Raw genomic sequence first — 13,057 nt, forward strand, 5'->3', positions numbered from 1 at the left:
GAGACATCACCCTATTTCAACATTTTTTGTAAAGCTTTTTTCACATATTGATCGGTTGTAAGATTCTTCTCTTCTTTTAATAAAGGAAGAACCTTTTTGATTTCACGATCACCATACCCAAGGACACTTAAGGCTTCAACCGCTTCATCTAAAGCGCTTTGCTGCGTTTCAATCTGGATATGATCCTCGTGGTTAAATAAGTTTCCTATCATTTCAGGCACCACATCTGCGAGCTTCCCTTTCAGATCTAGAATGATCTGACGTGCTGTTTTTTTGCCAACACCCGGGAATTTAATGAGGAAAGCTTCATCCTCTCGTTCGATCGCTGAAATGACAGCGCCAGGGTCACCGGAAGCAAGAATCGCAAGCGCACCCTTCGGTCCAATCCCTGTGACATTTAACAGTTTTGTGAACAACGCTTTTTCTTCTCGTGTTTGGAATCCATATAACGAAAAAGCGTCTTCCTTTATGTAATGATACGTATAAATCGTTTCTTGTTTTGTTACTCGATAGATAAACGGATTTGGGGTATAGACTTGATAGCCCACTCCGCCGTTTTCAATGACAACATATTGCGGGCACACATAATCAATGGTCCCTTTTACAAACTCTATCACCGTTTTCACCTCTTTGACTGTTCTCCATTGTAACATAAATCGAAGAGAAAACCGTAATAAAAGTTAACATACGTTCGCTCAGCCTTTTTTCATCGTCAACCCATGAAAAAGAGCTTGCGGTCTTCACACCAGCAAGCTGTCATACGATTAAAACGATTGTTCATTTCGGTAAGGTTTCATGACTTCAAGCACATGCTCAAATTCATCTTTTGTTCGAAACGGAATGCCTTGTGCAAGCTGCTGCTCTACATGACTTTCCAAGCGGGACGTATCAATTTGAAAAAAGAGATGAATAGGCTCCGCCCACCCGTCAGGCCTTCCATGAAACGTAGAAATCACGCCGTCTTCTGATAATCCGATATATCCATTTGCTTTACTCAAAGGCGATATATCGTCAATTTGCTTTCTAAAAAGGGCAAAATCCTCTCGCTGTTCTACCAATGTCCAGCCCTTATACTGGGCCCAAAATGTGTCTTTGTCTTCTAATGATGCCCGCTGTCTTTCAATACTTACATCGCCGTCTAGATAGACCTTTTCAAGCTGAACGTTGATGGTTTTTGACTCTTTTTGCAAGTGTTCTGCTGCTTCCATATCAACAGAGAAAAAGAGTACACTTGTCATGATAAGTCCTGTAACGAAATATTTCATCTTCACTTTCACTATTTACACCTCTTTAGAACATAAGATCGATGCATGACATATGTAGTTTGACCCATTTTGCTAAACATTAACCAAATCGATGTCTTGACACATATTGAGCGTCTTTCGTTGTATCCTTCGTGCGTAAATGTTATGTTTTATACAATCCATTGCTCTACCGAATCACATGGTTTTTTCATCATTCGTTTTTCAGCCGCATAAACTGAAACCAAAGAAGGTGAAGTCAATGTCAGATGTCAAAAGATTAGCCGAATCGATTCAGTATCAAGAAGAAAAGCGTTTTAATAAGCTCGTCTTTAAACCGGCTGAGCTTGAGCTGTGCGGCAAAGGAAGAAGTGCCTATGTATTTTCATACAAAAAAGACGGCAAAAAAATGGCGTTAAAAGTCTTTTTTCCTTCTTATCGAAACATCGCCCGCAAAGAGGCTGCAATTTATGAAAAACTTTCCGGCTCCTCCTATTATCCTGAAATTTACGAGTCTGGAGATCAATATATTTTAATGGAATATATTAAAGGTTATACTTTCTATGAATGCCTGACAAAAGGAATTCCGATCAAAAAACAAATGATTGAACAAGTAGATGATGCGCTAGAAGAAGCACGCGCGAAAGGTTTAAATCCTTCTGATATTCATCTGCGAAATTTAATTTTAACAAAGGATGGCCGCGTCAGGGTCATTGACGTCGCCCGCTTCACGCAAACGAAAACATGTCATCAATGGGATGATTTAAAAGCTGCATACACCTATTATCAAAAACCTTTTTTCCCTAAAAAAGCGCCGCGTCTATGGCTTGAAGTGATTGCCTATTTGTATAAGAAAAACTGGCTGTCTCGAAGTCAGCTGAACAATCGAAATGATTTTACTGCATAATGAAAGCCGCTCTTTTCGAGCGGCTTTCTGTTTTATTCTGTTTCTACATGGATACTATTCACATTTAATAGGTTAATGATTTCATTATTCAGCTTAAACCAATGATTGGCTTCCTCAATTTTTTTATACACATCATAGGTAGCTGGACGTTTCAGCTCGAAATCGAGCACTTCCCCATTGTTCATATGAAATGTTACCTTAAATACTTTCATCATAAGATCACCTTCCACTCTGTCTTGTTCACTAACCGAATCGGTCAGCTCTTTTCATTCATTCTCTATTCAATCCGTTTCCCCTGCTTCTTTCCTTCTAAACACAAGAAGTTTAAATTTTGTTTAAATTCGCACAACATATCTATCTAGATACGCTTCAAAAGAAGTATATTGAATGAAAAGGAGGCTGTCTTTATGAAACAAAAGAAAAAACGAATATCTCCAGAGAGACAAACAGTTCTATTTCATTTAACAGATGCCTTCATCCCAAGTGTTGAAACGATGGCGATTGCAGTAAGAGCATTTTTGCACCTCGTAAGAAAAGCCATTTCAGCCGTTTTATAAAACCCCGCACTAGAGGAGTGCGAGGTTTTTTTAGGATTGATAGATTTGGCTGCCTTGATTGATAAACTCTTTTGCCTTCTTCTCCATCTCTCTTTTCACTTCTTCTGATTGGTTGCGGATGTCATGGGATATTTTCATACTGCAAAACTTTGGTCCACACATGGAACAAAAATGAGCAGTTTTAGCACCTTCAGCAGGCAATGTTTCATCATGGAATGCCAGCGCTCGTTCTGGGTCAAGTGACAGGTGAAATTGATCCCGCCATCTGAATTCAAATCTCGCTTTTGATAAGGCATCATCACGCTTTTGAGCAGCAGGATGTCCTTTTGCTACATCAGCTGCATGTGCAGCAATTTTATAAGCGATGACGCCTTCTCTTACATCTTCTTTGTTCGGCAGACCTAAATGCTCTTTTGGTGTCACATAGCACAGCATGGCTGTTCCGTACCAGCCGATCATCGCCGCACCGATCGCAGATGTAATATGATCATATCCCGGTGCAATATCTGTTGTTAGAGGACCTAATGTATAAAAAGGTGCCTCTTTGCATATCTCCATCTGCTTATCGACATTCTCTTTGATTTTATCCATTGGAACATGACCAGGTCCTTCAATCATGACCTGTACATCATGTTTCCAAGCGATCTCTGTCAATTCCCCTAACGTTTCCAGCTCTGCAAACTGCGCTTCGTCATTTGCGTCCGCAATGGATCCAGGTCTGAGCCCGTCCCCAAGCGAAAAGGCAATGTCATACGTTTTCATGATTTCACAAATTTCTTCAAAATGGGTATACAGAAAGTTCTCTTGATGATGAGCGAGACACCATCTTGCCATAATGGCTCCGCCTCTTGAAACAATTCCTGTGACACGGTCGACTGTGAGCGGAATATACCTTAACAGGACGCCCGCATGAATGGTGAAGTAGTCAACCCCTTGCTCTGCCTGTTCAATTAATGTGTCTCGGTATACTTCCCACGTCAAATTTTCTGCGATTCCATTCACTTTTTCAAGTGCCTGATAAATTGGGACCGTTCCTACTGGGACTGGGCAATTGCGGATAATCCATTCTCTCGTTGTATGAATGTCCTTTCCTGTAGACAGGTCCATCATCGTATCTGCCCCCCATCTAATTGCCCATGTCATCTTCTCCACCTCTTCTTCAATGGACGACGTCACAGCTGAATTGCCAATATTCGCATTAATTTTCACGTGAAAATTCTTTCCGATGATCATCGGCTCACTTTCAGGATGGTTGATATTCGCTGGAATGACCGCTCTTCCACTAGCCACTTCCTCTCTAACAAACTCAGGACTTAGCTGTTCTCTCAAAGCGATAAACTCCATTTCAGGCGTAATGATCCCCTTTTTTGCATAATGCATTTGCGTCACACAAGCACCTTGTTTCCCGCGGAGCGGTATATGATGAAAATCTGTCTGGGCAGCTTGAAAGGATTCTTTCCCATTCAAGCGATATCCATTATCTTCTGGCTTTACTTGACGCCCTTCATAGCTTTCAGTATCTTCTCTTTCTTTAATCCATACTGATCTCAGGCGCTTTAATCCCTTTGTGACATCAATATGAGCCTCCTCATCTGTATACGGTCCACTTGTATCGTACACACGAATCGGTTCATTTTCGATATCACCTGCTTGTGTCACTGTATTTGTGAGCACGATTTCTCTTTTTGGCACCAAAATGTCAGGTCTCGAGCCTTGTTCATATACCTTTCGACTGCCTTCAAAGTTTGATAATAAAGATTGCGTTGATGGAACATTTGTCTTTTCATTCATTTGCTGTTCTCTCCTTCTTTTCGTGTGACCGGTCAGGATGGAATCAGCACCAGCAAAAAACCAGATTCTATGTAAAGAACCTGGTTTCGTCGTCAGAAAAAAACATGTATGCCATTCATATGGCACATGTATCATCTTCAACTTCCCCACGCTGGTACGAGCCAGATCAGGTCCAAAGGGTTAAGAAGCTTGTCTTCTCTCTCAGCCCGCATTTCCGGGCACCCCTAGTCACTTATATTGATTTCCACAACAGTGTAGCATAGCTGAGAAATGAAAAAAAGAAGTTTCAGGAAAATAGTTCCTTTCCCCTACAATGAATACACGATCTTCACGATATACATCTTTCTATACACGATCTATCTCTCTCATTTCGATTAAATCAGAAATAATCATTGATCCTTTTCTCCTAGTATGTATAATTAATCTAAACGGAGAATTTTTATACAAACATGAATCAAAGGAAGTTCTAGTCGATTGCAAACATTTCTTACATTTATCGTCGTTGGATTCTCAATTGCTCTACCTGTTGGAGCGATCACGGTTGAAATGACAAAGCAGGGATTAAAAAACGGATTCTTTCATGGATTAACTGTAGGCGCTGGTGGTATGACCATCGATATATTGCTCATCTTGGCTTTATATGCTGGATTTGCTCAATTTTTATCTTTGCCCTTTATCCAAATTCCGCTCTGGCTGATCGGTGCCATCTTTTTAATGATTCTTGCCTACGATTCGATTAAAAATGCGGATCAAGACATCCATTTAGCAGGAGAAAAAGTGAATAAATCATTCGCTAAAACATACCGAAATGGGCTGCTCGTCGCGGTATCACCTGGAAACCTTGTGTTCTGGGTATCTGTGTTTGGTGCTGTACTGGCAGATGCTTATACGAATACAAATTCATCTGAATTTATATTGGCTGCTGCGGGTATTTTGGCAGGGATTCTTCTTCATGACATCGGTCTTCTCACGATTGTTTCCCTAACAAGAAAAGTGATGAATCGAACAATGATTAAGTGGACTTCCATTATTGCCGGTATTTTATTACTTGGATTTGGCTGTTATTTCTTTTATGAATTTTATATCGGGATCAAAGTTTATTTTTAAAGAAAGGCTAAAGTTCGTTATGAACTTTAGCCTTTTTTATTCCAGCCTATCGGGTCATGCCTGTCTGACCTGTTTCAAATTGCGTTTTTCTCATATCTCTGAAGCGTGTAAATGCGCCTTCGTCTTTAATGACTTGGACAGCTCTTCCATCTGCATAACGAGTCGCTGCTTCTTCTACTTGTGATACACCCTCTGATGTCAAGCGCCCATCTGTTTTAAGAGCAATATACACATTTTCATCCGTCACCATGACTTGTGAGTCTGTCACATGGTTCATTTTGTTCACTCGGTTGGCGATTTTTCTTGAACGCTGGATGTTCTCTTGTTTATCGTAGCCAGAGAACGACATTTGGTTATGATAGTTCATATCTCCATGACTGTAGCGTCCATCTCCACCAGTAAGTGGCATTCTCACTTGATCCTGTGTAGGGCGTGAACGATAATCAACATTCGTTGTATTTCTTCCGTTCATTCCCTCCATAAGCTCAGAAACCGGTCCTTGATGATCTTGGTTGTTGTCTGTTGCCTGTTGATTGGAGTGGTATCCAACTGGCTGGCCTGATTGATTATGACGTGTATCTACACCCGCATTGTTATTTGTACCACATGCCGTTAATCCAATAGGTAGAAGCACTAAGGCGATTGTTTTTTGCCATTTTTGTCTCAAACGAAAAACCCCCTGTACAAATTGAATCTCATGAGCGCAAAACAGGCTCTGTTTTAGCATGTACAGTTGAGGACAAAAACAAGCTGTCAGTTATAAACAAAAAAAGGAACGATTGAGATCGTCCCTTGTGTCATTAATCTTCTTCGTCTTCTTCTGGTCTTGCAAAAACAGATGGGTTTTGATAAGGCTGCTGCATATAAGGCTGTGCTGGATAAGCACCCATTTGACCATATGGAACAGGGTTTGGATAATGTCCAGGCCATGGTTGATGATGCTTCATACCATCATCGCATCCGCAGTCTTCCTTGCCATATGCTTCATTTGGAGCGTTTGGATAAAAGCCTTGATTGACATTGGCATTCACATTCGCGCCTGCATTTGGATGCATATGGTGGTGCCAGTGATGCCCGTCGTTTGCATGATGCTCATGATTTTCACCATAATAAGCCGGTGCTTGATACGCAGGATAATACGGCTGAGCCGCCGGGTAAGGGTACGGCATCATGTGATGGTGATAATACGGCTGTACCGGATAACAAAGGCCTGATCCCGGTAAAATAGGAGAAGCGGGTACCATTTGCTGCGGATATGGATACATTGCTGGCATGTAATGACCATAACCATAATAAGGATCATATGACTCTTGATGATGGTGGTGATGCTCTTTATTTTCAGCCATGCCCCCTACTGCTGCCCCTCCAACATTCGGCATTTGCGGGAAATTAGGAAGGTTTGGGTAATTACTATGCTCCATTTCTTTTCCCTCCTCTTTTTGATGTGGGATATGAATGAATGGATCATATCCCTTTGCCACTTCATCTTTGAAATGATCCTTATTTTCATGATGAAAATGGTCCTTGTGATCTTTATGATCCTTTTTCTCATGAACATGATCTTTCTTATCATGAACGTGATCTTTTTTCTCATGATGTTCTTTTTTGGGAGGAGGCGTGAATGGCTGGTAGAGATTCGTCTGATAATAGTTTACATCAACTTGTGGAAAAACTGGCTGTTCAATCTTTGGTACTGGTGGCACATAAGGTACCGGTTCATTCGGCTTTTCCTTCGGCTTCGTATCTTGAACTTGCACGACATCCTTTGGCTTTTCTTTTACATACGGGTGTTCTTTTGCTTTTGGCATTTCTTTTGCTTTTGGCATTTCTTTTGCTTTGTGATGATCGGTTTTGACAGGAACACCACTAGATGGAATTTTGATTTTCATTCCTGGCATAATCAAATCTGGATTACTGAGCTGCGAATTTAATTTTTTCAATTCTTGAAAGTCGACTCCGTACTTCTTTGAAATTTTCCAAAGGGAGTCTCCTTTTTGCACAATATGAATTTTCAACGTTTTCCCCTCCTATGCAAAACGTGAACGTAGCGGTTATGTCAGAAGTACAATATGTTTCAACATAAATTTATGCCTATTTACAAGCCAATATGATAAAAACTTGTTTTCTGATAGGAGGGGACACTTCATTATTTAATGGTGAGCATCTTATTTAAAGCGAGCAATGCCTCTTTTGTCGTCTCTTCATTCACTTGAATCAAACCGACCGGCTCCCCTTTTTCAATGCTTTCAAGTGACCATAGTAGATGAGGCAGATCAATACGGTTCATTGTCAAACATGGACACATATCTGGATTGAGGGATTCGATTTGTTTGTCAGGGTGCTGGTCAATGATGCGTTTCACTAAATTCATTTCTGTTCCAATGGCCCACTTACTTCCTGCTGGTGCCTGCTTGATCGTATCAATAATAAATTTCGTTGAACCAGCTAGATCAGAAGCCTTTACGACTTCATGCGTACACTCTGGATGAACAAGAATCTGTATGTCACGGTCACGTTTTCTCGTTTGTTCAATATTCTCAATGGTAAATTTCTCATGAACAGAGCAATGACCTTTCCATAAAATCATTTTGATTCGATGAAGCGGTTGGTCGGTGATGAGCTTTTCTTCTATTTGATCCCAGACAGCCATTTCCTCTAGCGGAATCCCTAAATCATAGGCTGTGTTACGCCCTAAATGCTGATCAGGAAGAAAAAGAATTCGCTCTTTTTGGGTCAGCGCCCACTCCAATACTTTTTTAGCGTTTGAAGATGTGACAGTCGATCCGCCATGTTTGCCGACAAATGCTTTAATATCAGCCGTTGAGTTTACATAAGTCAGCGGAAGGATCGTATCTCCAAACAGCTCAGTGAGCTGATCCCACGCCCTGTCTGTTTGTTTCATATTCGCCATATCTGCCATTGAACAACCTGCTCTCATATCTGGCAAAAAGACGTGCTGATTCTTTTTTGATAGCATATCGGCCGTTTCTGCCATAAAATGAACCCCGCAAAATACAATGTATTCTGCTTCGTGATTGTCAGCAGCAATTTGTGCAAGCTGCAATGAATCACCTGTCACATCAGCAAATTGGATGACTTCATCTTTTTGATAATGATGACCCGGTATAAAAAGCTTTGATCCAAAAGCGCTTTTAATCTCTAATACTCTCTCTTTCATTTCATCATAAGAGCGCTGTTTATATTCATCTGGCATCATGGCTGTATGCTGTGCTGCTAACACATCAAGCATGGACATGAGTCGTTCCCCCTTTATGGCTGAATTCCATATTCATACTAAAATCGAATGATGGAGCAGAATGTGTAAGGAATCCAAGTGAAATAAGGTCTACACCTGTCCCCCGGTAGTTAGCCACATTCTCTAACGTGATGCCGCCTGATGCCTCTGTCAATATGGTTTCAGGGGTCATTTGTTTAAAGCGCTTCACTTCGTCTGGAGAGCAGTTGTCAAACATGATGACATCTGCTTTGGCATCAATGGCTTCCATCAGCTGTGCTTCTGATTCAATTTCCACTTCAATTTTCACCATATGACCGGCGTATGCTCTTGCTTTCTCCACAGCTTCCCTGATAGAACCACAAGCCGCAATATGATTATCTTTAATCATCACACCATCGGATAAGCCGAAACGATGATTCTTTCCGCCTCCGACTTTTACTGCGTACTTCTCCAGCATGCGCAAACCGGGTGTCGTCTTTCTCGTATCACAAATCGTAATAGATGGATCAGCTAATCGCTCTAATGCTTCATGCGTTAGTGTAGCAATCCCTGTCATTCTTTGTAGGATATTCAACACCACCCGCTCCCCTTTCAGCAAGTCGTTGACGGGGCCTGTTATTTGTGCCAGTACAGCCCCTTCATGAATCCAATCACCTTCCTGGAAAAACAGCTCAGTTTGAACTTGTTCATTCAGCAGTTTGTATCCCATATCAATGACTTGTGTCCCGGCCAATACGCCTGATTGTTTCGCCATGATGTAAGCTGTTCCTTTCTTGTCTCCAAAGATGGCATCAGCGGATACATCTCCAAACCCAATATCTTCTTTTAAAAAATGAGTGAGCATTTGCTTTAACTGTAAACGTTCCATTTGGCACCAATCCTTTCATTTTTTACGGTATAAATATGGCCCTGTTCATGTACAATCTGTTTTGCTCGCCACGAAGCATCGTGCCGATTTGGATAATCGATGCGATAATGACCGCCCCTACTTTCTGTTCTGAGTAATGCGGATTTGATAAGGCATATGGCTAAAGCCCATTGATTAGTTATTTCGATCTGTTCATTTGTGATATTTTTCACATTAATTTGCTGAAAAGAGACTTGTTCTAAATGATCGAGCAAAGTCTGTAAGCCTTTCTCATCTCTCACAATTGCGGCATATGCTGTCATCCATTTTCTGAGCTGAGCCTGTGACACCGTTGGGACAGACCATACTTCTTGAATGGAAAGAGCAGGGTTTTTATCTTGCTGGGCTTGCAACCGCTCAACATACCGTGCCGCCTTGTTTCCTAAAACGAGACCTTCTAAGAGCGAATTACTTGCCAGTCGATTGGCGCCGTGTAAACCTGTACAAGCTGCTTCACCAATGGCGAAAAGTGATGGAACAGTTGTTTCTCCATGTTCATTCACCTTAATTCCACCCATTAAAAAGTGCATACCGGGTGAAACTGGCAGCCTTCCGCTTGCCATATCAACTCCCGCACGCTGACACATCGAAGCAATCGCAGGAAAACGTGCAGAAAAATGCGGAATATCACGGATGTTAAGATAAATGGAATGACCGAGTTGCTGCTCATGGAAAATGGTCCTTGCCACCACATCTCTAGGCGCTAAATCGCTCTGCGGGTGGATTCCTTTCATGATCCGCCTGCCTGATTCATCTTCTAAATAGGCGCCCTCTCCCCTGACTGCCTCTGATACGAGACCGATCGCTTTACCTGAAGTGGTCAAAAGGGTCGGATGGAATTGCACAAATTCGAGATCTACTAGCTGTGCCCCTGCGCGATAGGCCATCATCAGACCATCTCCTGTCACAGACGGATCATTTGTGTTTGTTTCATATAAGGATCCACAGCCGCCAGTGGATAATACAACTGCATCCGCGGTCATTGTATGTACATGACCTTTTTCGTCTTTCCACACAACACCGGTACATACCCCTTCATGAACTAATAGATCCATGACATGATGATTTTCGTATACATGAATGTGTGAGCCGAGCTTCCCTTTCAAAAACTGCACGAGGGTTTTTCCCGTTTGATCTCCTCCTGCATGCAGAATACGATGGGTCGTATGGGCTCCCTCTTTACCTAACTGCGGAATTCCCGTTTCATCTCGATCAAATGGGCAGCCCTCTTCTACGAGCTTCTTTACAAGATCTTTTCCATGACGGACGATCTCCTGTACAGTTTTGTCATCATTGTGACCACACCCCGCAGCTAAAGTGTCTTGCACATGCTGATCGACAGAATCATGTGCGGAAAAGGCTGCAGCGATTCCCCCTTGTGCGAGCATGGAATTACTAGAGGAAAATTGTTTTTTTGTCATCATGATGACTTGGCAGTTCTCTGAGATCGTATTCACAAAGGAAAGAGCCGCAATGCCCGACCCCACCACAATGACTTTTTTGATAGATGACACAATCGCCCCTCCTGTCATTTACACCTGTCTTGACACATATCATTACACAACACTACAATAAATACAAGAAAAAATTTTCACACAGGAGATGGATGGATTTGATTTATTTAGATTATGCAGCTTCTACACCTGTTTCTGAGGAATCACTGCATGTATTTCAGCAGTTGAGCAAAGAATGTTACGGAAATGCGAGCAGCCTGCATGATGCAGGAGGAAGAGCAAATGAAATCTTGGCTTACAGCAGACAATCACTTGCAGCGATTCTAGGGGGCGAACCTGATAGTATTTACTTTACAAGTGGCGGAACTGAATCCAATATCCTTGCGATTCAATCGATCATAAATGGGCTACCTCCACATAAACAGCATGTCATTACCACATCAGTAGAGCACCCTTCTGTTCATCATGCGGTCAATGCCTTGCAGCGTCTCGGTGTGAAGGTGACGGTCATAGAACCGAATCAAGAAGGAATTATCACAAAGGAGATTCTCAAACAGGCTCTATTGCCTGAAACCGGACTAGTATCCATCCAGCATGCCAACTCAGAAACTGGGATTATTCAGCCATTAGCTGAATTAGCAACGCTCTTAAAAGAAAGAGACATTCTTTTTCATACAGATGCAGTGCAAACATTCGGAAAAATGCATGTGTCGATTAAAGAACTAGGGGTTGATGCCCTCTCCATTTCGAGTCATAAAGTGTATGCACCTAAGGGCGCCGGTGCTGTCTATATGGGGGCACATGTCCCTTGGAAGCCTATATATCAAGATACTGTTCAGGAAAATGGTCTACGCCCAGGGACAGTGAACGTGCCATGCATCGGTGCTTTTGTAGCCGCAAGCGAGCAAATCATGCTGAAAATAGATCAACAGCAACAGCTAGATATTCAGCTTCGTGATTATTTTCTTCAGCAGCTAAAAAAAAGGCAGCTGCCTGTCCGCATGCTGCAAGAAAGTGACCAGCGCCGCACGCTGCCTCATATTATTGGTTGTTTTTTTGAAGGGTTTGAAGGACAATATGTAATGTTAGCTTGTAACCGGCATGGGATTTGTATATCCACAGGAAGTGCGTGCGCTTCTGGTTATCACCACCCTTCCCCTGCTGTGAAGGCATTACATGTATCAGATCGTGATGCCCTTCAATTCATTCGACTATCATTTGGACGAGGATCATCAAAGGATGACATCGATCAGCTTTTGCATACATTTGAGAGCTTGCAAAAGGAGAAGAAAGGAGCATAAAACGTGGAACAAGAGAGAAAACTCATTGGCGAAGATAGAAGAAACGCCATTTTAAAGTGGCTACAAGAGACTGATACACCACTCACCGGAAGTTTTTTAGCTAAAAAAGCCGCTGTCTCACGACAAGTCATTGTACAAGATATTTCATTACTCAAAGCAAAAAACGAACCCATTATTGCCACAAGCCAAGGCTATGTGTATATGGCGCAGCATACACCGGAAACTGAAATTGAACAGATTATCGCTTGCAAGCACGATCCTCATCGTACAGAAGAGGAGCTGACACTGATTGTAGACTACGGTGTAACGGTGAAAGACGTGATCATTGAGCACCCTGTCTACGGGGAGCTGACGGCCTCTATTCGAGTGAGTACGCGCAAACAAGTGGCTGACTTCGTTCATCATATTTCTAATACGGGCGCCTCCTACTTATCAGAGCTGACAGACGGCGTACACTTACATACCCTTACTTCATACAGCCAAAAGCAGCTTGACCAAGCCATTCAAGCGCTTGATGACGCTGGATTTCTCATTAAAGACTAAAAAAATAGTGT

The 13,057-nt window shown here is 42.1% G+C and carries 14 protein-coding genes and 1 riboswitch; of the genes, 5 read left to right on the top strand and 9 right to left on the bottom strand.

Annotation, left to right across the window (positions count from 1 at the left end; genetic code table 11):
- Positions 1 to 11: 11 nt before the first annotated feature.
- Positions 12 to 617 (bottom strand): Holliday junction branch migration protein RuvA, encoded by a 606-nt coding sequence (ruvA, locus tag NST09_RS12640; protein ID WP_017358123.1) that lies wholly within the window; start codon positions 615 to 617, stop codon positions 12 to 14.
- Positions 618 to 764: 147 nt separating this feature from the next.
- On the bottom strand, positions 765 to 1,265 hold the full coding sequence (locus tag NST09_RS12645; protein WP_272754185.1) for an intercompartmental signaling factor BofC: 501 nt from the start codon (positions 1,263 to 1,265) through the stop codon (positions 765 to 767).
- 238 nt (positions 1,266 to 1,503) lie between these two features.
- On the opposite strand from NST09_RS12645, the gene NST09_RS12650 reads away from it, so the two are divergent.
- Positions 1,504 to 2,148 (top strand): serine/threonine protein kinase, encoded by a 645-nt coding sequence (locus NST09_RS12650; protein WP_048001811.1) that lies wholly within the window; start codon positions 1,504 to 1,506, stop codon positions 2,146 to 2,148.
- Positions 2,149 to 2,180: 32 nt separating this feature from the next.
- Here NST09_RS12650 and NST09_RS12655 read toward each other — a convergent pair whose 3' ends face one another.
- Positions 2,181 to 2,363 carry a hypothetical protein gene (locus NST09_RS12655; RefSeq protein ID WP_008342761.1) on the bottom strand — a complete coding sequence of 61 codons (183 nt, stop codon included), beginning with the start codon at positions 2,361 to 2,363 and terminating at the stop codon, positions 2,181 to 2,183.
- A 192-nt stretch (positions 2,364 to 2,555) separates the two neighbouring features.
- Here NST09_RS12655 and NST09_RS12660 point away from each other — a divergent pair, with 192 nt between their 5' ends.
- Positions 2,556 to 2,705, top strand: coding sequence for a hypothetical protein (locus NST09_RS12660; RefSeq protein ID WP_164704278.1), 150 nt, complete (start codon positions 2,556 to 2,558; stop codon positions 2,703 to 2,705).
- A 30-nt stretch (positions 2,706 to 2,735) separates the two neighbouring features.
- On the opposite strand, the gene thiC is transcribed toward NST09_RS12660, so the two are convergent.
- Entirely contained in the window at positions 2,736 to 4,496 is a 1,761-nt protein-coding gene (gene thiC, locus NST09_RS12665; RefSeq protein WP_046527136.1) for a phosphomethylpyrimidine synthase ThiC, read from the bottom strand.
- 126 nt (positions 4,497 to 4,622) lie between these two features.
- A riboswitch (TPP riboswitch) is annotated at positions 4,623 to 4,732 on the bottom strand.
- A 238-nt stretch (positions 4,733 to 4,970) separates the two neighbouring features.
- On the opposite strand from thiC, the gene NST09_RS12670 reads away from it, so the two are divergent.
- Positions 4,971 to 5,603 carry a LysE family transporter gene (locus NST09_RS12670; RefSeq protein ID WP_008342767.1) on the top strand — a complete coding sequence of 211 codons (633 nt, stop codon included), beginning with the start codon at positions 4,971 to 4,973 and terminating at the stop codon, positions 5,601 to 5,603.
- 46 nt (positions 5,604 to 5,649) lie between these two features.
- On the opposite strand, the gene NST09_RS12675 is transcribed toward NST09_RS12670, so the two are convergent.
- The 5 genes from NST09_RS12675 to nadB form a co-directional block, all read right to left on the bottom strand.
- On the bottom strand, positions 5,650 to 6,270 hold the full coding sequence (locus tag NST09_RS12675; RefSeq protein ID WP_017367717.1) for a YhcN/YlaJ family sporulation lipoprotein: 621 nt from the start codon (positions 6,268 to 6,270) through the stop codon (positions 5,650 to 5,652).
- A gap of 133 nt (positions 6,271 to 6,403) precedes the next feature.
- The gene (gene safA / locus NST09_RS12680; RefSeq protein WP_046344121.1) at positions 6,404 to 7,618 is read right to left on the bottom strand and encodes a SafA/ExsA family spore coat assembly protein; all 1,215 of its coding nucleotides are present in this window, start codon (positions 7,616 to 7,618) and stop codon (positions 6,404 to 6,406) included.
- A 131-nt stretch (positions 7,619 to 7,749) separates the two neighbouring features.
- On the bottom strand, positions 7,750 to 8,859 hold the full coding sequence (gene nadA / locus NST09_RS12685; RefSeq protein WP_017367719.1) for a quinolinate synthase NadA: 1,110 nt from the start codon (positions 8,857 to 8,859) through the stop codon (positions 7,750 to 7,752).
- A complete protein-coding gene (nadC, locus tag NST09_RS12690) occupies positions 8,846 to 9,709 on the bottom strand; it encodes a carboxylating nicotinate-nucleotide diphosphorylase (protein ID WP_129547746.1) in 864 nt (287 codons plus the stop codon). The genes nadA and nadC overlap by 14 nt, the downstream gene beginning before the upstream one ends.
- Positions 9,691 to 11,262 (bottom strand): L-aspartate oxidase, encoded by a 1,572-nt coding sequence (nadB, locus tag NST09_RS12695; protein ID WP_080987806.1) that lies wholly within the window; start codon positions 11,260 to 11,262, stop codon positions 9,691 to 9,693. Before nadB ends, nadC begins: the two co-directional genes overlap by 19 nt.
- A 92-nt stretch (positions 11,263 to 11,354) precedes the next feature.
- Here nadB and NST09_RS12700 point away from each other — a divergent pair, with 92 nt between their 5' ends.
- Complete coding sequence (locus NST09_RS12700) at positions 11,355 to 12,503, top strand: IscS subfamily cysteine desulfurase (protein ID WP_048001814.1); 1,149 nt, start codon at positions 11,355 to 11,357, stop codon at positions 12,501 to 12,503.
- Between the two features lie 3 nt (positions 12,504 to 12,506).
- Positions 12,507 to 13,046, top strand: a complete 540-nt coding sequence (locus tag NST09_RS12705; RefSeq protein ID WP_048001815.1) for a transcription repressor NadR — start codon at positions 12,507 to 12,509, stop codon at positions 13,044 to 13,046.
- Positions 13,047 to 13,057 lie beyond the last annotated feature (11 nt).

The sequence above is a fragment of the Bacillus sp. FSL W7-1346 genome (assembly GCF_038593335.1).
GTDB lineage: Bacteria > Bacillota > Bacilli > Bacillales > Bacillaceae > Bacillus > Bacillus altitudinis.

Excerpts from the sequence above, each read along its gene's own strand:
- NST09_RS12655 (WP_008342761.1), bottom strand. The coding sequence starts at position 2,363 with ATGATGAAAGTATTTAAGGTAACATTTCATATGAACAATGGGGAAGTG.
- NST09_RS12660 (WP_164704278.1), top strand. The coding sequence starts at position 2,556 with ATGAAACAAAAGAAAAAACGAATATCTCCAGAGAGACAAACAGTTCTA.
- thiC (WP_046527136.1), bottom strand. The coding sequence starts at position 4,496 with ATGAATGAAAAGACAAATGTTCCATCAACGCAATCTTTATTATCAAAC.
- NST09_RS12645 (WP_272754185.1), bottom strand. The coding sequence starts at position 1,265 with ATGAAATATTTCGTTACAGGACTTATCATGACAAGTGTACTCTTTTTC.
- NST09_RS12700 (WP_048001814.1), top strand. The coding sequence starts at position 11,355 with ATGGATTTGATTTATTTAGATTATGCAGCTTCTACACCTGTTTCTGAG.
- nadC (WP_129547746.1), bottom strand. The coding sequence starts at position 9,709 with ATGGAACGTTTACAGTTAAAGCAAATGCTCACTCATTTTTTAAAAGAA.
- NST09_RS12650 (WP_048001811.1), top strand. The coding sequence starts at position 1,504 with ATGTCAGATGTCAAAAGATTAGCCGAATCGATTCAGTATCAAGAAGAA.
- nadA (WP_017367719.1), bottom strand. The coding sequence starts at position 8,859 with ATGTCCATGCTTGATGTGTTAGCAGCACAGCATACAGCCATGATGCCA.